The organism is Cyclonatronum proteinivorum (assembly GCF_003353065.1).
Taxonomy (GTDB): domain Bacteria; phylum Bacteroidota; class Rhodothermia; order Balneolales; family Cyclonatronaceae; genus Cyclonatronum; species Cyclonatronum proteinivorum.
The window spans coordinates 459,498-482,064 of sequence record NZ_CP027806.1 but is presented as its reverse complement, the minus strand read 5'-3'; the positions used below and the strand labels follow the sequence as shown (position 1 = coordinate 482,064).

Here is a 22,567-nt window from a genome sequence, read left to right as displayed (position 1 = left end):
AATTGAGACCTTAAAAACCGCTTTTAGTGGATTAACTGCATAAATTGCTATTTTAGAAGAATTACGCTTCAGGACGGCACTCAGTGATCAGGCTTAGCCTTATGTCTGGCAGGCTGAGAAAACCGGTAAGCATTTTTCACAATACTTTGATACGGAGGAGCGCTGCACTACCTGCTCCGTCGGGACTAAACAGGAGATCATCATGGGAACATTACTGATAATCGGGCTGCTGAGCTATCTGATTGGCGCCATTCCGTCATCGTTGTGGGCGGGTAAAGTGTATAAGAAAATTGACCTTCGGAATTACGGCAGCGGCAATCTCGGCGCGACCAATACATTCCGGATTTTGGGCTGGAAGGCGGGCGTTGTTGTAGGACTTCTTGACTTTGGCAAGGGGTTCATCGCGGCTTTTTATATCTCCGGCATTGCGACGGGCGCGATTCCGACGGTGCACTCCGGCTGGGAAACCGAGGTTTTCGTGCAGATTTACGCCGGTCTGATGGCGGTAGTCGGGCACATGTATTCGCTGTTTGCCAACTTTAAAGGCGGCAAGGGCGTGCTCACCGCCTGCGGGATGCTCTACGCGATTGAGCCGATTTCCATCAGCCTCGCGCTGCTCGTGTTCCTGACCGTGCTGTTCACGAGCCGTTATGTTTCAGCGGCCTCGATTATCGCATCTATTATGTATCCGATTTTTCTGCTACTGCTGCGCTTTGGCTTCGATTATGCCATCGACGGCAGCCTGATGGTGATTACGGCGGTGCTCGCGATTACGATTGTGGTAAAACACCGCAGCAATATTCAGCGGCTGCTGAACGGAACTGAAAACCGTATCCGCTCTTTTAGTCCGGCGAAAGGCCGCATTAATGAGGAACAGGCGGGGCAGGGCGCCTGAGTATGAGCAATCTTATGAGTATTGATGGCGGCCCTAAAGCACGCGTAACCGTAATCGGCGCCGGGAGCTGGGGCACGGCGCTTGCGCTTGTTCTGGCCGATTCCGGTCATGAGGTCACCCTTTGGGCGCGGGAGCCCGAGGTTGCGGCGCATATCAACGCACATCACAGCAACCCGAGCTACCTAAAGGGCTGTTCGCTTCCGGAGCACATCCGCGCAAGCGCCGATTATGCCGAAGCACTTGCGGACGCTGAGGTCGTGCTTTTTGCCACGCCTTCTCACGTACTGCGCACGGTTGCGAGCGCGGTTAAGCCCCTGCTCAGGCCCGAACAGCTGATTATCAGTGTGGTGAAGGGTATCGAAAACGACACCTATTATACCATGACGCAGGTGCTGCGGGAAGTGCTTGGCGGCGTGGTTTCCGAAGATCAGATCAGCACGCTCTACGGTCCGAGTCATGCCGAGGAGGTTGCCGCGCGGAAGCCAACTGTTGTGGTAGTGGCGAGCTATTCGGCGCGTACGGCAAAAACGGTGCAAAAGCTTTTTACGAGTCCGATGTTTCGGGTGTACATCAACCGCGACATTCTTGGCGTGGAGGTTTCGGGATCTATCAAAAACATCATGGCCATTGCTGCCGGGGTAGCTGAAGGTGCCGGTTTCGGGGATAACGCCATTGCCGCGCTCGTGACCCGCGGCCTGCAGGAAATGAAGCGGCTGGGCATGCGTCTCGGCGCGTCGCAGGATACCTTCGCCGGCCTTGCAGGTGTGGGCGATCTCGTAGTGACCTGCACGAGCGGACACAGCCGGAACCGCACGGTCGGGAAGCGTATCGGGCAGGGTGAGAAGCTTGAAGACATCATCAGCCACATGAATATGGTGGCCGAAGGTGTAAAAACAACCCGTAGCGTGTACGGCTGGGCCCAAAGGCTGGGCGTGGAAATGCCGATTACCGAGGCCGTGCATGCCGTGCTCTTCGAGGGCCTGAATCCCCGCGACGGCGTGTACCGCCTGATGACCCGCGAACAGAAAGAAGAAATTATCTATTAGAAGCCAACCCCTGCACCATCGCCTTTGCATGCCTTTATTCGCTGATTGAAACGATATACGCGCTGCAATTGTAGTTCGTTAGCTGAACCGCAAAGCCGGATTAGTCCGGCACCGCAACCGTCTCAGATTTACGCTCTTTTAATCCTGCCATGTTTAGAATTCCGCCCGCCATCAGCACCATGTCGCTCGGCGACCTGAAACGTTTCATTAAAACGGGTGAAGGTACCTTTCTGGAGTTTAAGCGAACCATCTCATCCCCCGAAAAAATTGCCCGCGAAGTTTGTGCTTTTGCCAACACCAAAGGGGGCACCCTGCTGATTGGCGTTGATGATAACCGCACGCTGATTGGGGTTGACAGCTATTATGAGGAAGGCTATCAGCTGATTGAAGCCCTTACCGTGCTTTGTGATCCGCCGCTTGACTATAAAATAGAACTGCTTGAGATGGGGGATCGTGAGATTGTGATTGTGAAAGTGGAGGAAGCCGAAAAAAAGCCGGTTTACGTAAAGCACAACGGGAAAAGTGAGGTCTATATCCGCGATAAAGACAAAAGCGTGCGGGCAAGCAAGGAGCGCGCGGCCCTGCTGCGCAGTCAGAACCGGGACCGGGGAATCACCTTTGAGTTTGGTGAGAATGAACAGCGCCTGTTTCGCTATCTCAACGAATATCAGAAAATCACCGTTGATGAATATGCCAGGCTGATTAACCGGAGCAAGTACAAATCTTCCCGTATTCTTATTGACTTAGTGAGTCTCGGCGTGCTCAGTTTGTTTTCCAAAAATGATCAGGAGTACTTCACACACTCCAACAAACCTTTTTGAATCAGCACTCTCAGGGGCTTTTTGTCCAGCGCTTATCTTTTTGGTAAATTATCCCGCACATTATTATTTAGGGCGCAACAGATCATCAAGCGTCATTTTTGTTTTAAAATTTATTATTCAAGCTACAATCTGCTATCATGAGTACAACTGAAAAGGAAGTAGTTACGATCACCGACCGTGCAGCGCGGCAAATACATAAGCTGATGGCACAGGGTGAAAATGAAGGAAAGCCGTTTCTTCGCATTGGCGTAAAAGGCGGGGGCTGTTCAGGGCTGAGCTACATCATCGATTTTGATGAAGCCGGCGAAATGGACACACAAAGTACGATTATGGACATCCCCGTTGTGATTGATAAACGTCAGGCCATGTATTTGTATGGCACGGTTCTCGATTTTAAAGATGGTCTTGACGCCCGCGGTTTCGTTTTCGAAAATCCGCAGGCGAGTAGCACCTGCGGCTGCGGCTCATCGTTCAGCGCCTGATATGGTGGATTAGCCATCCTTTTTCCTGAAAATCACCTGTAACCTGAGGGCTGCACAGGTGATTTTTTTGTTTTTGGGCGTAGGGTTTCATCCCGGGGCTTTCGTGTTTTTATTTAGCCCGATCGCTGGCCGGCACACTCCTGTTGGCCGTGTACGCAAATGCATACAATCGCTTAAAGCCTTAAAAAATCCGTATATTTAAGGTTATGCATAAACTTTCTGGTCTTTCGTGTTTTTTTCTGATTCGGGGGGCTGATTAACAATGATTTAACTACGGCTTGTTTGCCGTGTGCAAAACCGGTGGAAACCACGTGAGTATCACAGATTTAAAACCCGAAATAAATGAACAGGCGCTGCAATATCAGCTGCTATGGATGCGCCGCCATCTGCATCAAAACCCTGAATTAAGCTGGGGCGAATACGAAACATCCCGGCTGATCATTGAGAAGCTCCGCGCAATGGGGCTCGAGGTAAAAACAGGACTGGCGCAGACGGGGTTTTACACCGATATCAGTAGTGGCAGGCCCGGACCTTGTCTGGCGTGGCGTGCCGATATGGACGCCCTTCCCATCGAAGATGAAAAAGACGTCCCCTACAAATCCCAGCGTGCCGGAATCGCACATATGTGCGGGCATGACGTGCATACGACGGTTGCCTTTGGTATTGTGAAGCACCTGCTCACCCGCAAAGATGATATTCGTGGTACCATCCGCGTGTTCTGGCAGCCGGCAGAGGAACAGCAACCTTCCGGCTCGCCCGAAATGATCCGCGACGGTGTGCTCGAGGGCGTTCACGCCGTATATGGCATGCACTGCGACCCTAACACGGAAAGCGGAAAAATCAGCCTGCGTCCCGGGGCGGAAACCGCAGCGTTTGATGCTTTTCAGTTTGAAATCGATGGCGGCTCCACCAATCACTCTGCCCGGCCACACCGAAAGCCGGATGCCATGTGGGTCGGACATCAGCTGGTGCAGAATATCTATCAGTTTGCCGGACGCATGATTAATGTGCTGGAACCTACCGTAGTTTCGGTTTGCAAATTCAATGCGGGGAACGCACTCAATGTGATTCCGCGTCAGGTGTATATCGGCGGTACCGTGCGAACGGTGGCAGAAGACAAGCGGGACTATATCAAAGATTATCTCAAGCGCCTGGCCGATAACCTTGCTGAACTGCATGGGGTAAAAATCAGCTCCGACTTTGGCCTGGGCGCACCGGCCGTGGTGAATCATCCGACGCTGTATGCTTTTGCAAAGGATTATGCCAGGGAAACGCTCGGCCCCGACAAAGTTGTGAGCCGCCCGCAAAGTATGGGTGCGGAAGATTTCGCATTCTACAGTAGCGAGCGTCCCGGGCTTTTTATCCGTGTCGGAACTTCGAACGGCCCGGCAACATCACACCCGCTGCACAGCTCCCTGTTCGACATTGATGAAAGCATTCTGGCCCCTTCTGCCATTTTCTTAGCAAATCTGCTCATCAGGCACACCCAAAGTGACCTTCAATTTTAAACTATTCATACCATCTCTGAAGCCGTGAAAATCCTAAAGTTTGGCGGCACATCCATGGCTGATGCCAAAGCCTGGAAACGCGTTCTTGATATCGTAGGTGCTACCGGTCCCGGAACCATAACCGTTGTTTCGGCAACTTCAGGCACAACAAACAGTCTCATTCTCGCTGCGGACACCGCAAAATCAGGTTCGCTTGAAGAGGCCCGCCGTATTTCTGCAGAGCTGGGCGAAAAACACCGTCAGTTCGTACACACCTTTTTCTCCCTGCCGGAGATCACCGATCGCACCGGCCTTGAAACCTGCGAAAACCACATCAGCGCGCTGATCAGCCTGCTGGATAACTACCTGCTTGGTATCCACACGCTCGGTGAGCTCACGCCCAAATCGCTGGATGCGGTATCAAGTATTGGCGAGCGGCTGAGTTCTTTCCTGCTGGCTGAGTGCGCAAAAGCCATCGGTACCCCTGCCGTTTGGACGGATGCTGCCGAAGTGATGCTTACAAGTTCCGATCACGGACAAGCTGCACCTGACATGGATGGTATTTTTGACCGTGCCCGCCGGATTGCCCATCACTCTGCCAACGGACGCTTCCCAATTATGGGCGGTTTCTACGGTTCAGACGTCGCAGGAAGTATTACGACGCTGGGGCGCGGCGGGTCTGATTTTTCAGCCAGCATTATAGGTCTGGCCGTTGGCGCTGAGGCCATCGAGATCTGGACGGATGTCAGCGGCATGTACACAAGCGATCCGCGTTTTGTGCCCAATGCTTTTTCGATAAAAGAGCTGAGTTTCAGTGAAGCCGCGGAGCTCGCGTACTTTGGCGCCAAAGTGCTGCACCCGGCTACGATTCAGCCGGCGGTAGAGAAAAACATTCCGGTGTATGTGAAAAATACCTTTGAGCCTGAGCATCCCGGGACGCGCATTTTCTCAGATGTACATGCTGATTCCCCGGTACGGGCCATTGCCTTTAAAAAAGACATTACGGTCATCACCGTCATTTCTTCACGCATGCTGTTGGCCTGGGGTTTTCTGGCGAAGGTTTTTGCCATATTCGAAAAACATCAGGTTTCCGTTGATCTGGTTTCGACAAGTGAGGTCTCCATCAGTATGACCGTCGATAAAAAGACGCGGCTCGATGCGGTGCAGAAAGATCTTGAGGATATTGCGAGTGTGAAGATTTACCACAATCAGGCGCTGATTTCCCTGGTTGGCAAAAATATGATGCAAAGCAAAGGCGTTGCGGCGCAGGCTTTTAATGCGCTGTCCGAATTTCCCATCCGGATGATTTCGCAGGGCAGCTCGGATATCAACCTTTCGGTCGTGGTCGAAAATGAGCATGCGGTGGAAGCGGTGGAAGCCCTGCACGATACTTTTTTCCCGAATCTCCCAAGCCCGGAAAACACCTGATGTCTGCGCCCCTGAAGCTTGTACTGATTGGTGACGGCCGCATGGGCAGGCGGCTCAGGGAGCTTGCTCCGGCCCATGGTTTTGAGGTGATGCTGCAGCTGGGCGAAGCTGACAACCAACAGGGAGAAGCACTCACAGCGGAACGCCTTGCCGGAGCGGACGCTGCCATCGACTTTACGCACCCTGACGCCGCGGTCACGCACATCCGGCGCACGCTGGCACTGGGCATTCCGCTGGTTGTTGGCACAACGGGCTGGCTGACAGAGAGCACCCGACCGGAAATCGAAAAGCTGGTCGCTGAAAAGAGCGGGAAGCTGCTGTACGGATCCAACTTCAGTTTAGGCGTACAGCTTTTCATGAAGCTGGCAGCGGAGGCGGGACGGCAGCTCGGCCAAGCCGCGGGTTTCGACACTTCGGTGCATGAGGTTCACCATACCGGCAAAGCCGACGCCCCGAGCGGTACCGCCATTACATTGGCCCGGCAGTTTCTTACAAGCGCCGGCAAACCTGCTTCCGCCTACACTTATGGCGTACCCGAAAGGGGGCAGCCGGATACGGAAACCCTTCGCGTCAGCGCTCAGCGCTTAGGTGGTGTTTTCGGGGACCACAGCCTGCGGATCAATTCGGCCTGGGATGATATTGAGCTCACCCACCGCGCGCGGAACCGGGACGGGTTCGCAGTTGGGGCGCTCAAAGCTGCTGCATGGCTTTGCAGGCAGGAGCAAGCCGGCTTTTACCTCATTGAGGATGTGGTTGCGCAGGTACTCGGTCACAGTGAGGAAAATCATCCCTAAATATTCTGTCCCGACTATTTTACTAAACAGTTAAAACCTTAGCATTCAACACAATGGCACTTTACGACACCCTTCTGGCAGATCTGAAAGAATCGATGAAAGCCCGCGAGGAGCGCCGCACGCTTGTGCTTCGCTCGTTGAAATCCGGCATACTTGAAAAAGAAATTACCAACCGCACCGGCGGGGAGCGCAGTGAAATTACCGATGAGCTCGTGTTGGAAGTCATTACCAAAGCGGCTAAACAGCGGCGCGACTCCCTTGAACAATACCGCAATGCGGGCCGCGCAGACCTTGCAGAAGTTGAAGAACAGGAGCTCGCCATTATCGAAGCCTACCTGCCTAAACAACTCACGAAAGATGAAATTGAAGCCATCGTTTCGGAAGTGATTGCCCAAACCGGTGCAAGCGGCATGAAAGATATGGGAAAGGTTATGGGACAGCTCATGCCAAAAGTAAAAGGCAAAGCTGACGGCAAACTCGTCAATACGGTAGTGAAAGAAAAGCTTGCCCCCTAAGGCCACTACGCTATGGCGCTTACCTTCATCGATATTCTGATTCTGGTGCCGCTTGCTGTAGCTGCGTTTTCGGGCTTCCGAAACGGGCTGCTGCGGGAGGTACTGGGGCTCGGCGGCGTGCTGCTGGCCCTGTTTCTGGGATTCCGGTATATGACGGAGGTGCGCTTTTGGCTCGAACCCTATATCGTTACCGAAGAAGTCTGGCTTTCGGTTCTGGCATTCATCATCATTTTCGGGCTGGTGTTCGGCGGTATGCAGCTGCTGATCAGGCTTTTGGAGGGCATTCTGAAAGCTGCTCTTCTTTCGGTTCCGAACAAACTGCTGGGCATGTGTTTCGGGCTTTTCAAATCAGGCCTATTCCTGAGCCTGATTTTCATCCTGCTGCTTGCCTTTGAACAGCCTTCGGAAGAAGCCCGGCAGTCTTCCGTGCTCTATCCGATTGTTGTGCAGGTTGCACCCATGGCCTATGATCTTCTTGCACACGTTTACCCCAATACCGATAGCTTTGCGGAATCAATTGAAGATGCACTCCGCCGCTTACAGCCGGATTAGCTTTGGTAAGCTCCGGCAGATCCTTTTCCACTCAGAACAAATTCAATTCCTAAATTACCTACATGTCTTTTTTACCCGTTGGTGAACAGCTTGAAATTATTCGTCGGGGAACGACAGAAATCATCCCCGAAGAGGAGCTGAAGAATAAATTACAGCGATCCTACGATTCGGGGAAGCCGCTGCGCATAAAACTGGGGTGCGACCCTACCCGTCCTGACTTACATCTTGGTCATTCGGTAATCCTGCGCAAACTGCGTCAGTTTCAGGATTTGGGCCATCACGCCATCCTGATTATTGGTGACTTTACCGGGATGATTGGTGATCCGACCGGTCAGAACAAAACGCGTCCCGCGCTTACGGTTGAAGATGTGCGGGCAAACGGACAAACTTATTTTGAACAGGCGGCCAAAATTCTCGATCCTGAGAAAACAGAGATTGTGTACAACTCAGACTGGCTTGGGAAGATGAGCTTTGAAGACGTCATCAAGCTTGCTTCCAATTACACCCTTGCCCGGATGATTGAGCGGGATGATTTTACCAATAGGTTTAAAAACGAAGATCCCATCGCCCTGCATGAGTTTTTGTATCCGCTGGCGCAGGGTCAGGATTCCGTTCATCTGAAATCTGATGTTGAGCTTGGCGGTATTGATCAGAAGTTCAACCTGCTGGTCGGGCGTCATCTGCAAAAGGAAGCGGGACTCGAACAACAGGTATGCCTTATGATGCCGTTGCTTGTCGGAACCGACGGCGTGCAGAAAATGTCGAAAAGCTATGACAACTACATCGGTTTAAATGACGCCCCCAACGACATGTACGGCAAGATGCTGCGGGTACCGGATGAACTGATCTACACCTATTATGAGCTGCTTACCGATATTCCGGTGCAGGATTTACCGGCCTTGAAAGCAAAAGCCGCTGCTGATCCCCGCAACAGCAAGCACGAGCTGGCATGGACCGTTACCCGCATGTACTACGATGCCGGGGCAGCTGATGCCGCCCGGGATCATTTTGAGAAAACCATCATCAACAAAGAAATCCCGGATGAAATGCCGGAATTCACTTTTGAGAGCGGGCAAACACACAAGCTCATCCATCTGATTAAAGAGGTGAAGTTTGCTCCCAGCAACGGCGAGGCGCGCCGGCTGATTCAGCAAGGTGGCGTTTCACTTGATGGTGAAAATATTGATGATGTGAATTATGAAGTAACTTTTTCCGGCGGTGAAGCGCTGGTGCTCAAGGTTGGCAAGCGCAAGTTTGGCCGCTTGGTTAGTCCCCCCAATCCAAATACAAAAAAGCTTGTTTGGTAATAGACACAATTGCTTAGCCAGACCTAAATGCTCAGAAATAGCTGAACCTAAAATTTAGACTTGAACTGTGCCACAACTTAAAATTAGTACCTACAATGTTAACGGAATCCGCGCGGCGGAAAAGAAGGGGTTTTCTGACTGGGTGAAGGCTTCCCAGCCGGATATCATCTGTCTGCAGGAAACCAAGGCGCAGCCGGATCAGATACCGGATGAAATACACGCGCTGGGCTATCACGCAAGCTGGCATTCGGCGGAGAAAAAAGGATATTCCGGCGTCGGCATTCTTTCCCGCACAGAACCCATCGAGGTCAAAACCGGCATTGGCATTGACTGGATTGACAGCGAAGGGCGCGTGCTGATGCATGAATACCCCGATTGCCGGGTGCTTTCGCTTTATCTGCCAAGCGGCACAACCGGTGATGTGCGTCAGGAAGTGAAGATGCGCTTTCTGGATGTGCTCAATGGGTTTGGCAGGGAATTGCTTGCAGATGCCAAGCCGTTGGTTCTGTGCGGCGACTACAATATCGCGCATACCGAAATTGATATTCACGATCCCGTGCGTAATAAAAATACTTCGGGCTTTTTGCCGGAAGAGCGGGCCTGGTTCACGGACTTTCTTGAGTTGGGGTACCGCGACATCTTTCGTGAGCTGAACCCGGATCTGACCGATACTTACAGCTGGTGGTCGTACCGTGCCGCTTCCAAGAGCCGCAACAAAGGCTGGCGCCTGGATTATCAGCTTGGGAATGAAGCCATGTTCAATGCGGCGAAATCCGCCGAAATCGAGTTTTCCCAGGATATGAGCGATCACGCCCCGGTTTCCGTGGTTTACGAATTCTGAGTATGTTCAGGCTTGTGAAGCCTTCCATCGATACAAAAAAACCGCCCTTTCAGAACTTCTTACCGGGCACCTTTTTTCCTTTCAATTTTTAAAATCAACCGTCTCTTTTCCCTATGTCATCCACACCTGTTCGCGTTCGTTTTGCACCTTCACCAACCGGCTTGCTGCATATTGGCGGGCTGCGTACGGCCCTGTACAACTATTTGTTTGCCCGTCGCAACGGAGGCACTTTTGTGCTGCGCATTGAAGACACAGATCAAAAGCGCTACGTTGCGGATGCCGAGAAAGACATTCTCAGCTCCCTGAAGTGGGCCGGACTTGCGGTTGATGAGGGTCCGGAAGTGCCGGGCGCATGCGGACCTTACCGGCAGAGCGAGCGGTCCGATTTGTACCGGCGCTACGCCACGGAACTTGTGGCGTCCGGCAAGGCCTACTACGCTTTTGATACCCCGGAGGAAATTGAAGCGGTTCGGGAGGCCGAGGGGGAAACCTTCCGCTACGATGCTATCATCCGGAACAAAATGAAAAACAGCCTGACCCTGCCGGAAGAAGAAGTGCAGGAGCGTCTGCGCTCGGAGGAGCCCTACGTTATCCGGCTGAAAGTACCCGTGGGCGAGACCATCGCGTTCGATGACCTGGTGCGCGGTCACGTTCGTTTTGATACGTCTGAGGTTGATGATCAGGTGCTCATGAAATCAGACGGGCTGCCGACCTATCACCTTGCTAACGTAGTGGATGATCACGAGATGGCCATTAGTCACGTGATTCGGGGAGAGGAGTGGCTGCCGAGTGCGCCCAAGCATGTGCTGTTGTACCGTGCGTTGGGATGGACGCCGCCCGTGATGGCACACCTGCCGCTGATCATGTCGCCTGCGGGCGGAAAACTCAGTAAACGCAAGGCGGAGGAACAGGGCATTATGGTAAATGTGTGCGACTACGCCGAAGCGTTTTACGAGCCGGAGGCCCTTATTAACTTTTTGGCACTCCTGGGATGGAATCCCGGGGATGAACGTGAGCTGTTTACCCTGGATGAGCTGTGTGAGGTTTTTGACCTGGCACGTGTGGGGAAATCCGGAGCGGTTTTCAACAAAGATAAGCTGCACTGGTTCAACGCGCAGTATCTGCGGGCCAAAGCCCCTGAAAGCCTGGTGCCTGCCGCACGCTATATACTTGAAAAGGAGGGCCTTGGCTCTGGATGCGACGATGCCTTTATCGCCGGCGTTATTCGGCTGATGGCCGAGCGTATTGAAACCATCTCAGCGCTTCCGCAGGCAGCTTCTTTCTTTTTCGGGGCACCGGATACCTACGAAGAGAAACCGGTCAAAAAAGCCTGGAAAGAAAATACCGCTGATTTGGTAAATACGTATATTCGCACCATTGACGGCCTTTCTGAATTCGGGGCCGTTGAGCTGAAGGCCGCGCTGGTTTCTGTGGTTGAGGATGCCGGGGTAGGCATGGGCAAACTCATGCTGCCGGTACGCATTGCAGTTACCGGGCTGGGCGGCGGTCCTGACCTGTTTCAAACCATGCAGCTCCTGGGCAAAGAGGAGGTCATCAGCCGGCTTAGGACCGCGACAGAAAAACTGGGCAGCTAAACTGCGAGCGAATTAGTTCCTGTATTCCATGAAGCACAAAGATAAACTTACCGGAGTCGTACGCTTTGAGCGGCGCCGCAATCAGAAACATATCCGTATTCGGGTAAAGCCGAACGAGGTCATTGTTTCGGGTCCATCCCGCGTGAGCGACGGGGAGCTGCAAGGCTTTTTGGATGAAAAACGGGATTGGGTACAGGAAAACCTTCACAAACTGAACGCACGAAAGGAGCAAGTAAAATCGCTGAACCGCTTTGATGAAGGCTTTTTGCTCTATGATGGGGAGTGGGTACCGGTGGATATCATCCAAAATGCCCCGCAAACCCGCTTTGAACTGGAGAAGGGTCGCTTCAAAATAGAAATCAGTAAATATGAGAAGCCCGGTGTAAGTCTCTATACCTGGCTGTATTCAAACTGGGCCGTGCAACACATTGGCAAAAGGCTTATCGCGAAAGCAAAGGAATTCAATTTCAGCTTTCACAAAGTGACCATTCGGAGTCAGCGGACCAAGTGGGGAAGCTGTTCTTCCAAGGGTAACATCAATCTGAACTGGCGCCTGATCAAGTGCCCGCGTTTTGTACAGGACTACATTTACGTGCACGAGCTGTGCCATCTGCGGCACATGAACCACAGTCCGGAGTTTTGGGCGTTGGTTGATTCACTGTATCCACGGCGGCATGAAGCGGAGCGCTGGCTGAAGCAAAACGGACCTGTTGCGTTTCAAAATCCCTGATTTTGCTCCGTTTTTAGCGATCTCACCTGGAATTACACACCTGATTCAGGCAGTGAGCATAAAGCGGGGTTTGCTGTTTTTCTTCCGGGCAAGCTTGACCGGTGCAGGAGCGGCTTCTGGTTCTTTTCCAATCCGAAGCGTGAACAGCTGTGCAGGCGGGAAATTGCGAATCACAAAGGAGCGGTCAATACTACAGGTTTCAACAAGCTCCTTTTCGAACTTACAGCGGAAGTGATTGAAGTTCACGTACTTGTAATAAGAGATAAGGCCACCGGGTTTGCATAGCTTCAGTTTTTGCTCCCACATGCCTTTGCTTACTTCTTCCGGAATACTCTCGTAGGGAATACTTGAAAAAATGTAGTCGAATTTTTCTTCAGGGTTGAATTCCAAAAGGTCGGCATAGTGTACCTGCATGTTTGGGTGCCGGAACTCCCGGCGAAGCATACGGCAAAAGTGCGGGTTGATTTCCACGAGATCGAGTGAATCCTGCGGGCGAATCACGCGGAGAATAGCTTTTGTAAGCGTGCCGGTGCCGGGTCCGAGTTCAAGAATCCGAAGGGGCCTGGAAGATTGCTGTACTTTTTCTGAAAGAAAGCGAACCATGTCGCTGCATAAGTATTTCGAGCTTGGCGCAACCGCGCCTGTTTTTCTGATGTCCCGAATGAAGTACAGAATCGGATTCAAAATGCTGTTGTTTCGTGGAAAGGTACGTGAGATTAGAAAAGAATGGTCTGATTATAATGATTAACCCGCATTATTCACAATTAAATAGAATTTATTTGCTGAACCTAAGTTTGAATAAGTCTTAGTGAAAGACACCAGCGGCCCAAATTTCAGTGTGGTGTGAAGACACTGCGCACCGAGCGAAGTGATTCTTGTGCTGCGAAATTTCCCCGCTGGCTGCGTTGAAGCTGAAAACTCATGCTCAGGGTACTTAGGTACCCTTCCGTTGAGTTTTTAGCTTCGCCTTGCCAGCAAGAAAATTTCTTGGTGAATAATGCGGGTTAAAAACTGTATCACCAATTAATAATTTAGCCCGCATGATTTACAGCGGGTTTTTCCGGTGAATCGTGCAGGCTAATCAGGGGGCGCCTTACCTTACTTTGGGGTAAGCACCGAAACCGGCAGAATCATCTCTTCCATTGAAGCGCCGCCATGCTGAAAGGTGTCGCGGTATTTGTTCTGAAAGCGGTGATAATTCGTAGGATAGACAAAGTAGTAGTCTTCTTTGGCAATGATGTAATTAGTGCTCGAATTAATGCGGGGAAGCCGGTAATCAGCCGGGTTATCGACTATAATGGCTGCGTTCTTGTCTGCCTTTAAGTGCCGCCCGAATTTGTAGCGCAGGCTTGTGGAAGTGTTGCGGTCGCCCAGTACCTTGGTATCCCGCAGCGACCTTACCGAGCCGTGATCGGTGGTAATCACAATGCGCACGTTCTTCGTGCTCAGGTCTTTGAGAATCTGCAGCAAATTGGAGTGCTGAAACCAGGTGCGGGCAAGAGAGCGGAATGCCGGTACATCCGGCGCAATTTCTTTGAGCACGTCCGAATCCGACCGGTAGTGCACAAGGGTATCCACAAAATTAAAAACAAAAGCATTTACGGGGTTCTGTACGTAGTTCATAATCCGGTCTGCAATCTTTTTCCCTTCTTCTTTGTGCAGCACTTTTTCATAGCGCGGCTCAAAACCGTGCCCCAGGCGCCGCAGCTGTTCGCGCAGAAGGTCGGGCTCGTCCTGATTCAGGGATGACTCATCTCCTTCAGCATTTTTCCAGAATTGCGGATAATGCTTTTCGATATCTGCGGGATACAGACCGGCAAAGATGGCATTGCGGGAATAAGGCGTAGCGGTGGGCAGGATGGAGTAGTAAAAGTCGGTATCGATATGATAGAACTCCCGGAGCAACCGTTCAAAAACGAGCCACTGATCATAGCGCATGCAGTCGATTAAAAACAGGAAATTGCTGTCATAGTCCCCGCCAATGTGCGGATGAATGTATTCCTTAACGATATCAACCGAGAGTAGCGGACGCTCATCGGCTTCCTTGGTGAGCCAGTACTGATACTCGCTGTCGATGAACTTGCCGAACTCCGTGTTAGCCTGCTGAATCTGATCGTACAGAACCTGCAACAGCCCTTCATCGCCTTTTTCGAGCTCAAGCTCCCAGTTGGTCAGGGCGCTGTAAATGGAGATCCACTCCGACCAGTCCGGCCGGCTCTGAATCTGCGCACTGATACTCTGAAAACTCTGCAGGTAATTTTGAGCTGACTTTTCATTTGTAAGCCTTTTCTGATCAAGAATGCGCTTGATGGTGAGTAAGATTTGGTTCGGGTTGACCGGCTTGATCAGGTAGTCGGCTATTTTAAACCCGATGGCGTCTTCCATGATGAATTCTTCTTCACTCTTGGTAATCATCACAACAGGAATCTGCTGATTGATTTTTTTGATTTTGCCGAGTGTTGTCAGCCCGTCCATGCCGGGCATTTGCTCATCCAGAAAAACAAGGTCGAAGGCTTCTTTTTCAACCAAGGTGATGGCGTCTTCCCCGTTGGTTACGGGAATCATCTCAAACCCCTTGTTTTCCAGAAACATAATGTGTGGTTTCAGGCGATCGATTTCATCGTCAGCCCATAAAATGCGAATACTCATTGATGATATAGTTTAAAATGTGAAGCGTGCTTATTAGCCCGCATTATTCACAATGAAAAGTGTTTGCTTGCCTAAATGATAGTTTAAATTTAGCTTAGTGAAAAGTTACGGTTACTTAAATTTGGCTACGTTACAATGGCTGCGAAATTTCCCCGCTGGCCGCGTTGAAGCTTAAAACTCATGCTCCGGGTACTTAGGTAACCTTCCGCTGAGTTTTCATCTTCGCCTTGCCAGCAAGAAAATTTCTTGGTGAATAATGCGGGTTAGTCGTCTTTTCCGGTCGTGATGTAGTCTTTGATAGCGTCGAAACGGGCCTGTCCAATCCCGCGTACATTTTTTATTTCGCTGATTTCTTCAAAAGGACCAAACTCATTTCTGTATTCAATGATGCGGGCTGCAATAGCGGGTCCTATACCCGGCAGCTGAACAAGCTCATCTGTATCAGCGGTATTGATGTTTATCTTTGAATCTGATGCAACCGATGTCGGGGTAACAACTGCCGCGCTTTCAGTAAGATTGTCAGCTGAAACAAGATTGTCGGATTCAGCCGTGTTTTTTTCAGAAGCTGTTTCTGCTGAAAGAACAGCCGGGGTGCTTGCCGGAGACGCTTGCTGTACAGTCTGTTCCTGCGCGGGCGATCGGCTTGCGCCTTGCAGCCGCGCCGGGCCTGAGTCCGGACTATCTACGGATGTAATCTCAGCTTCCGCAACAGCTGAAGGTTCTGCTTCCGGATAGTATCTTGCTAAAAGTTCCTGCCGCTCGCTTTCACGCAGCTCAAGCCTCGCGTGGAAGTCAGCAATAACTTCAGCGTAGTCTTCTTCAGAGAAAGCTACCGCCGGTTTGTATAATTGATTGATAGTTAACAGAAGAATGAAAAGCCCTCCAAGGGTGAGTACACTGATTCGCTCATAATACGTTATCTGTAGCCGGTCCGTGAGAAAGTAAAGAAATCTTTTCATGGCAGATAAAGTCTTTAGTTAGTTGTGATGTAGAAAAAGAACACTTTGGAATTCATGGTATTAAGCTGAATTTAATAGCCGCTATTTAATTAAATTTGGGCTAAAATGCACATTATTTTTGGAGCTGTATCCTGTGGCCGTGCAATGGGAGAATTCCTGGTAAGGTGTGCCCGTGAAATTAAAACAAATTAAATAAAAACCACCCGACAGCATTTATGGCAATACTGAGTGAAGGTGTTCCGGCTGAGAAGTTTGCCGAAGTTGGCAGGCTGAAAGTGCGCCTCAAAGAATATGGTTCTGCAAATGGGGATGTTATTCTTTTTCTGCATGGATGGGGATGCAGCGCTGATACTATGGCGGGCCTTGCGGCTGCACTGGGAAACAACTTTCGCTGTGTGTTGCCAGACTTCCCGGGCTTTGGAAAAACGGCTGCACCTGATGAAGCCTGGGATGTCACCGCCTATGCCCGCTTCACCTTTGCCCTGAAAAAGGAGCTTTTTGGGGATCGGCCGGTTGGGGTGATTGCGCACTCTTTTGGCGCAAGGGTAATGCTGAAACTCCTGTCTGACCCGCAATACGCAAGCCATTTCAATAAAGTCCTGATTACGGGCGGCGCAGGCATGAAACCGCGCCGCAGCTGGCGCTACTACTACCGGACGGCACTCGCAAAAATGCTTAAAGCCCCGTTTATGCTCCTGCCACCGGGTATGAGAGAAAAAGGACTTGCACGAATGCGGCAAACAGCGGCGTGGAAGTCCCTGGGCTCCGCCGATTACAGTCAGCTGAACGGTGTGATGCGTGAAGTTTTCGTAAAAACCGTTAGGGAATACCTGGAGCCGTGTTTACCGCTTATCGGGCACGAAGTATTGCTTGTTTGGGGAGAAAACGATGACGCAACCCCGCTGTATCAGGCTGAACGCATGGAAGCGGGGTTAAAAAATGGCGTGCTGATCAAAATTAAATCAGCTGGTCATTATGCATTTTTGGATCAGCCGCAACAGTTCGCGGCCATTTCAAAGGCTTACTTCGACAGCAAGTGATAGCCTATACCGCTAAAAATCAAATATTTATTTCTTTCAGTGCCACTTCATTCTTTCTGCAGACACGCAGAAAAATTATTTTTACAAATAAAAGGCTAAATCTCTGAGATAAACCGGTCTTTTTTTAGTTATTATAATCAAAGGGTTATACCTATATCTGCAAGCCTCAAGGACTCAACACCAAAAAACTCAGGCAATATATGCTTGTCTAAGCAATATATTTGTCAGCAATACTGTAATAAGCTACGTTTGTAACAAGTTACACTGAGAAACTACGGGACAGGTTTCTTACTTGATTACAAATATACAAAGGTCTGTAACTGCAGTTATTTGTACGATACCCTGAAAATTGCCTAATTGATGATAAACTTAAAGGAGATCGATTGTTATGTTGACTGCAAATTCAAAAACGCAAAGAAAAAAAGGATCGCTTCTCAGATCAGGTCGCTTCAAGAACTTCACTGTTAAAACAGCTTCATGGCACAAGCATTCGCACGACCTCCTTAAGGTCAGATTCAGTGTTTTCGTGCATGAGCAAAAAGTACCCATCGAATTAGAAGTCGATGGCTATGATCCGGTTTCACATCATGTCGTGGTGTATAACAATGCCGGTAAGCCTGTTGCAACAGGCAGGCTTACCCCGGATGGAAAACTCGGACGCATGTGCGTACTAAAATCTTATCGCGGCAAATATCTCGGCCATCTGATAATGATTCACCTGATGAACAAAGCCTTTTCCGATGGACGCCGCATTATAGAGCTGAGTGCACAGACACACGCCATCCCGTTTTATCAGAAATACGGATTTAACACGGTTGGGCGTGTTTATGATGACGCAGGCCTGCCTCATCAAAAGATGATCTACATTAGAAAATAATCCCGCGGAATCACCCGGACATAAGTCACCCGGCCTGTATGAAACGGTTAAGTTTCTGCCCTTCCGGCTGAAAGCTTAACCGCTTTTTTATGGGGCTGTATCAAAAAAAACGATCACGGATAACGGCTTTCAAATCGCGGTATTTCAGGCTTCACAAATGCCGCCGTCCACAAAAGCGGCATTTCTTTATTCCGGCGAATCATTCATAGCCGTCCTCAAGCCTGTTGGGTGCGTACTTACCTGAAACAAGTTACCCGGCTTAACTTTGCTGATACCAGAGAAGCTCCGCGTCAAATGCCGTCCCGTACAACCTTCTCGACAGACCATCAAGGGCAATTTCACCCCGCGCAGTGAGATACAGCTCATAATCATTAGGGGAGCTTAAGAAACCAAACTGAATCAGGTCGTTGATGATGAGATACCCCAGCTCTGCGGTCGTGCCGCAATTTTTTTGGGCGAAATCCCGGGCAAGCGCTTCGGCGTCTTCAGGCGGAGCCGCCGCAAGACCGAGTATATTAAACTCCGCAGGTGTAAGGGGATAGCCCTCGGAGCCGGTAGTCAGAAGAGCGTCCCAGGCTTTTTGGGAATAATGAAGCCCGAACCAGCGCTTTGAGCGTTTTAAGATACGCCGCGTTACCGCACAACTGACGATTTCTGCAGGCGGAACACTGAATGCTTCCCCCCGTTGCCTGTAGGTTGAAACAAGCGTAGCCAAATCCAGCACCTGAATGTTGGGCGGGTATTCAAAATATGCCTGAGCGACTGCCGACATAAAACAGGACTCGTTACCTTAATAAAGGGCGTTATTTGGTTTTTTGTTTGATGAGTTCGACAGCCTCTTCGAGTGTGAAGGCCTGCGCATCAGCATTTTTGGGCAGGCTGATATTTTTCTTGCCAAACTTGATGTAAGGGCCATAACGACCATCAAGTATGTTGATGGCGTCGCCTGTTTTGGGATGGGCGCCGAGCTCGCGCAGTACCGACGCGCTCCCGCGCCCCCTGCCTTTGCCGGCCGTTTTTTGCTGGGCCAGCACCTCAAGGGCACGGTCAAGGCTCACTTCGAGTACGTTGTCATCCTTCCCAAGAGACTTGAACTTCCCGTCGTGCAGAATAAAGGGTCCGTACCTTCCGACACCTGCCTTTACGTCCTCTCCGGTTTCCGGGTGCTTGCCCAGCGTGCGGGGAAGTGACAACAGCTTCAGCGCAAGCTTCAGGTCTACGTCTTCAGGGCTCATGCCTTTGAGCAAAGAACCGCGCTTGGGTTTTTTATTGGTTTCCGTTACCTCACCCAACTGAACATAAGGCCCGTAGCGGCCAATCAGAAGATATACGTTTTCACCGGTTTCCGGATCCTGACCCAAAATATCCGGCCCCTCCTCAGAAATTTCAATCAGCTCCTTGATTTTGTCCGCTGTCAGATCACAGGGCGCAAGGCTTTCAGGTATGGAAGCCGAAACCGTTTCCTCATCCTTTTTAAGCTGCACATACGGACCAAAACGGCCTACAAAAAGCTCTATGCCATCAAGGCCTTCAATCGGAAGATTGATTCGGCGTGCAAGAGCCGGATCAATTTGCGACTCCTGTTTCTCCACATTTTCTTTAAGGCCTTTTTCCCCTTCAAAATAAGAGCGGATATAGGAAAGGCGGTCATAATTGCCGTGTGCGATTTCATCTAACTGATTTTCCATCTCAGATGTGAAGTGTGTATCCACAACATCGGGGAAATGCGTTTCGAGCAGCTCGGTTACGGCAAAGGCCGTAAATGAAGGCACCAGAGCAGAGCCTTCCTTTTGGGCATATTTCCGGTCCTGAATGGTGCCGATAATAGAAGCATAAGTACTTGGGCGGCCCACACCCTCTTTTTCCAGAAATTTAATTAGTGTTGCTTCCGTGAAGCGGGCGGGCGGCTTGGTTTCGTGTGTTACGGCCTCAAGTTTTTTACAGGCAAGCTCATCCGCTTCATTAAGCGCCGGAAGCGGCTTATCCTGATCTTCAAGCTGCGCTTCGGGGTCGTCGCTTCCTTCAACATAAGCCCTGAAATAACCCGGGAAAAGAATCTTCTTTCCGGAAGCCTTAAATCGGGCTTCGAGACTGCCGTCGGGCCTGGATTTTCCTTCAAGCGGGCCGCTCAGCACATCCTTTGCTGGGGGGATCTGCCCTGAGATAAGCACGTTCGTAAATGCTATGCGCGCTTCGGCCATCTGCGTTGCAACGGTACGTTTCCAGATCAGGTCGTAAAGCTTCAGCTCACGCCCGTCCAAACCGGTTTCGTTCGGAACCCGGAAATGACTGCCTGCAGGTCGTATGGCCTCATGCGCTTCCTGTGCGGCCTTAGATTTGGTAGCATAGCGTCTTTCTTTTTCGCTCAGGTATTCATCACCATACAGCGCGCTGACGCCTGAACGGGCAGCGGCAATGGCCTGATTCGACAGGAAGGTGGAGTCCGTACGCATGTAGGTGATAAAGCCCTGTTCATACAGCGACTGCGCCACCCGCATGGTATCTCCCGCAGAAAACCCAAACTTACGGTTGGATTCCTGTTGCAGGGTTGATGTCGTAAATGGCGGAGCCGGCGAGCGTTTTTGCTCTTTGGTATCAACCTGCAGCACCTGCCAGCTTGCTTTGCTCAAAAGCTGTTCTTTGAGCGCTTCAGCCTGTTCGATGTTCAACAGCTCGACCGCGTCGGGCTTTTTGAGCTTGCCGGTGTTTTCGTCAAAATCTTTCCCTGAAGCCAGCCGCTTGCCGTTGAGCTCGCTCATTTCGGCTTCAAAAGTTGATTTTTTACCCTCAGGGTTGAGCACCGCTTTCAGGTCACAGTACGTTCCGCTGCGGAACCGCATGCGTTCGCGCTCCCGGTCAACGATAAGTTTTACCGCAACGGACTGCACCCGTCCGGCAGACAGGCCCGGCGCAATTTTCTTCCATAACAGCGGGGAGATGGTATATCCGGCAAGCCGGTCGATAATGCGGCGCGTTTCCTGTGCGTCAACAAGGTTCATGTCGATATCACGAAATTCACCAAGTGCGCGCTTGATGGCTTCCTCAGTAATCTCATGAAATACCATCCGCTTAACCGGAACCTTGGGTTTCAGCACTTCTTTCAGGTGCCAGGATATGCCCTCTCCCTCGCGGTCTTCATCTGTTGCCAGAATGAGCTCATCCGCTTCCTTTATTAAATCCTTTAGCTTTTTAACCACCTTCTTTTTCGGCGTAGAGACCACATACAGCGGCTCGTAGTCCTGTTCGGTGTTAATCCCCAGCGAAGCCCATTTTTCTTTTTTTACTTTGGCCGGCACCTCTTTGGCAGACGCCGGAAGATCGCGTATGTGCCCGTTCGATGAATCGACAACGTACCCTTTGGGCAGATACTTTTTGATGGTTTTCGCTTTGGTTGGTGACTCAACTATAACTAAGGATTTCATAAAGAGATTTAAGCGTGATGAAATTAAAGAGAATCGATCAGCCCGATCAGCTCAGCGGCATGATCAGCTGGCTTGAGCTTTTCGATCACTCCCAACACTGTGCCGTCCGTATCAATGACAAAAGCGGAACGGGATGGCCCCTGATAGGTTTTGCCGTACATCTTTTTTTCTACGATGGAATCAGTAGCACTTGAAAACGCATGCTCAGGGTCGGACGCCAAAATATAGCTTATGCCCAGCTTATCCGCATATTTTTTGTGAGACCCGCAGCTGTCCTTGGAAAGTGCAATCAGATTATAGCCTTTTTCGGCAAATACCGGCGCATGTTCTGCCAGGCTTTTATTCTGTTTATCGCAGCTTCCCGTATTATTTTTCATGTAAACCGAAACGACTGCCGGCTTATCCAGCAATTCAGAAAACTGAACTTCCTGTTCTTCACCACCACGCACTACTTTAAGTGTGAAATCGGTGTTTATTTTATCGCCCTTTGCTACCATAACTGTAATAATTTTAAGATTGGGGGTGGAATCTGAGCAGTTCAGGTCATCTCAGCAAAACACAGGCCCGCTGACTCATTTGATCAACGGCTACCTAAAATGCATACATTTTTGCTATCCAAAAAGTAGCTTTATGCACAAGCTTCACGCCTGAGTAGCTGCACCAAACCTACACCCGCTCAAAATGGCAGGCGCTTCCGTAAACGTTCCTCATTACCCAATCACCTCCCCGTAAATGCTACGGGCAGGAATAGCACATCGCTGATCACAGCTAAAAAATTACCCCCCGGCCTGAGAAAAAAGACGCTGCACGCCTTCGGCTTTTTCGGCAATGCTTTCACACACCAAATCGCATAAATCATAGACCGAATCATCGGCTATAAAGTAATACACATGCAGACCTTCTTTGCGACGTCCTAAAATGCCGTGTGAAATCATCAGGGAAAGGTGCTTGGAAACATTGGCCTGACCAGCACCTGTTTCGCTCACAAGGTCCTGCACGCAGCGCTCACCTTGCTGAAGGCAGGCAAGGAGCCGAAGCCGCATCGGCTCGCCTAAAATTTTAAATCGCTGGGCTACGTGTTCAAGCGTTTGGTCGTTTAGTTTGGCCATGGGTACGGTCTGATATAA

General features: G+C 50.7%; 22 protein-coding genes. 15 read left to right on the top strand and 7 right to left on the bottom strand.

Annotated features, from left to right (window positions below; all coding sequences use genetic code 11):
- The first annotated feature begins 202 nt into the window (after positions 1 to 202).
- The 13 genes from plsY to CYPRO_RS01740 all read left to right on the top strand — a co-directional run bounded on the left by plsY (position 203) and on the right by CYPRO_RS01740 (position 12,493).
- Entirely contained in the window at positions 203 to 895 is a 693-nt protein-coding gene (plsY, locus tag CYPRO_RS01800) for a glycerol-3-phosphate 1-O-acyltransferase PlsY (protein ID WP_114982953.1), read from the top strand.
- Between the two features lie 14 nt (positions 896 to 909).
- Positions 910 to 1,941 carry an NAD(P)H-dependent glycerol-3-phosphate dehydrogenase gene (locus CYPRO_RS01795; RefSeq protein ID WP_114985658.1) on the top strand — a complete coding sequence of 344 codons (1,032 nt, stop codon included), beginning with the start codon at positions 910 to 912 and terminating at the stop codon, positions 1,939 to 1,941.
- Between the two features lie 149 nt (positions 1,942 to 2,090).
- Positions 2,091 to 2,762, top strand: coding sequence for an AlbA family DNA-binding domain-containing protein (locus CYPRO_RS01790; protein WP_114982951.1), 672 nt, complete (start codon positions 2,091 to 2,093; stop codon positions 2,760 to 2,762).
- Between the two features lie 137 nt (positions 2,763 to 2,899).
- Entirely contained in the window at positions 2,900 to 3,244 is a 345-nt protein-coding gene (locus CYPRO_RS01785) for a HesB/IscA family protein (protein ID WP_114982949.1), read from the top strand.
- Positions 3,245 to 3,555: 311 nt separating this feature from the next.
- The gene (locus tag CYPRO_RS01780; protein ID WP_124245483.1) at positions 3,556 to 4,752 is read left to right on the top strand and encodes a M20 metallopeptidase family protein; all 1,197 of its coding nucleotides are present in this window, start codon (positions 3,556 to 3,558) and stop codon (positions 4,750 to 4,752) included.
- A gap of 24 nt (positions 4,753 to 4,776) precedes the next feature.
- Positions 4,777 to 6,159, top strand: a complete 1,383-nt coding sequence (lysC, locus tag CYPRO_RS01775) for a lysine-sensitive aspartokinase 3 (protein WP_124245482.1) — start codon at positions 4,777 to 4,779, stop codon at positions 6,157 to 6,159.
- Positions 6,159 to 6,953, top strand: coding sequence for a 4-hydroxy-tetrahydrodipicolinate reductase (dapB, locus tag CYPRO_RS01770; RefSeq protein WP_114982943.1), 795 nt, complete (start codon positions 6,159 to 6,161; stop codon positions 6,951 to 6,953). The genes lysC and dapB overlap by 1 nt, the downstream gene beginning before the upstream one ends.
- A 53-nt stretch (positions 6,954 to 7,006) precedes the next feature.
- Positions 7,007 to 7,468: a GatB/YqeY domain-containing protein gene (locus CYPRO_RS01765; protein WP_114982941.1), complete on the top strand. Its 462-nt coding sequence runs from the start codon at positions 7,007 to 7,009 to the stop codon at positions 7,466 to 7,468.
- A 12-nt stretch (positions 7,469 to 7,480) separates the two neighbouring features.
- Positions 7,481 to 8,020, top strand: a complete 540-nt coding sequence (locus tag CYPRO_RS01760) for a CvpA family protein (protein WP_114982939.1) — start codon at positions 7,481 to 7,483, stop codon at positions 8,018 to 8,020.
- 62 nt (positions 8,021 to 8,082) lie between these two features.
- Positions 8,083 to 9,327 (top strand): tyrosine--tRNA ligase, encoded by a 1,245-nt coding sequence (tyrS, locus tag CYPRO_RS01755; RefSeq protein ID WP_114982937.1) that lies wholly within the window; start codon positions 8,083 to 8,085, stop codon positions 9,325 to 9,327.
- 67 nt (positions 9,328 to 9,394) lie between these two features.
- Complete coding sequence (locus tag CYPRO_RS01750) at positions 9,395 to 10,168, top strand: exodeoxyribonuclease III (protein ID WP_114982935.1); 774 nt, start codon at positions 9,395 to 9,397, stop codon at positions 10,166 to 10,168.
- Between the two features lie 113 nt (positions 10,169 to 10,281).
- Entirely contained in the window at positions 10,282 to 11,763 is a 1,482-nt protein-coding gene (gene gltX / locus CYPRO_RS01745; RefSeq protein WP_114982934.1) for a glutamate--tRNA ligase, read from the top strand.
- Between the two features lie 28 nt (positions 11,764 to 11,791).
- Positions 11,792 to 12,493, top strand: a complete 702-nt coding sequence (locus CYPRO_RS01740) for a M48 family metallopeptidase (RefSeq protein ID WP_114982932.1) — start codon at positions 11,792 to 11,794, stop codon at positions 12,491 to 12,493.
- Between the two features lie 45 nt (positions 12,494 to 12,538).
- Here CYPRO_RS01740 and CYPRO_RS01735 read toward each other — a convergent pair whose 3' ends face one another.
- From CYPRO_RS01735 to CYPRO_RS01725, 3 genes are all read right to left on the bottom strand, one after another.
- Positions 12,539 to 13,177: a class I SAM-dependent methyltransferase gene (locus CYPRO_RS01735; protein ID WP_114982930.1), complete on the bottom strand. Its 639-nt coding sequence runs from the start codon at positions 13,175 to 13,177 to the stop codon at positions 12,539 to 12,541.
- A 414-nt stretch (positions 13,178 to 13,591) separates the two neighbouring features.
- A complete protein-coding gene (porX, locus tag CYPRO_RS01730; protein WP_114982928.1) occupies positions 13,592 to 15,142 on the bottom strand; it encodes a T9SS response regulator signal transducer PorX in 1,551 nt (516 codons plus the stop codon).
- Positions 15,143 to 15,405: 263 nt separating this feature from the next.
- Entirely contained in the window at positions 15,406 to 16,101 is a 696-nt protein-coding gene (locus CYPRO_RS01725) for a ComEA family DNA-binding protein (protein WP_114982926.1), read from the bottom strand.
- A 215-nt stretch (positions 16,102 to 16,316) separates the two neighbouring features.
- Between CYPRO_RS01725 and CYPRO_RS01720 the strand changes: the two genes are divergently transcribed.
- Positions 16,317 to 17,141: an alpha/beta fold hydrolase gene (locus CYPRO_RS01720; RefSeq protein ID WP_114982924.1), complete on the top strand. Its 825-nt coding sequence runs from the start codon at positions 16,317 to 16,319 to the stop codon at positions 17,139 to 17,141.
- 388 nt (positions 17,142 to 17,529) lie between these two features.
- On the top strand, positions 17,530 to 18,018 hold the full coding sequence (locus CYPRO_RS01715; RefSeq protein ID WP_114982922.1) for a GNAT family N-acetyltransferase: 489 nt from the start codon (positions 17,530 to 17,532) through the stop codon (positions 18,016 to 18,018).
- A 259-nt stretch (positions 18,019 to 18,277) separates the two neighbouring features.
- On the opposite strand, the gene CYPRO_RS01710 is transcribed toward CYPRO_RS01715, so the two are convergent.
- From CYPRO_RS01710 to CYPRO_RS01695, 4 genes are all read right to left on the bottom strand, one after another.
- Positions 18,278 to 18,790 carry a hypothetical protein gene (locus CYPRO_RS01710; protein WP_114982921.1) on the bottom strand — a complete coding sequence of 171 codons (513 nt, stop codon included), beginning with the start codon at positions 18,788 to 18,790 and terminating at the stop codon, positions 18,278 to 18,280.
- 31 nt (positions 18,791 to 18,821) lie between these two features.
- Entirely contained in the window at positions 18,822 to 21,440 is a 2,619-nt protein-coding gene (gene topA, locus CYPRO_RS01705) for a type I DNA topoisomerase (RefSeq protein ID WP_114982919.1), read from the bottom strand.
- A 23-nt stretch (positions 21,441 to 21,463) separates the two neighbouring features.
- The gene (locus CYPRO_RS01700) at positions 21,464 to 21,937 is read right to left on the bottom strand and encodes a peroxiredoxin (RefSeq protein ID WP_114982917.1); all 474 of its coding nucleotides are present in this window, start codon (positions 21,935 to 21,937) and stop codon (positions 21,464 to 21,466) included.
- Positions 21,938 to 22,216: 279 nt separating this feature from the next.
- Positions 22,217 to 22,549 (bottom strand): ArsR/SmtB family transcription factor, encoded by a 333-nt coding sequence (locus CYPRO_RS01695; protein WP_114982915.1) that lies wholly within the window; start codon positions 22,547 to 22,549, stop codon positions 22,217 to 22,219.
- Positions 22,550 to 22,567: the final 18 nt, after the last annotated feature.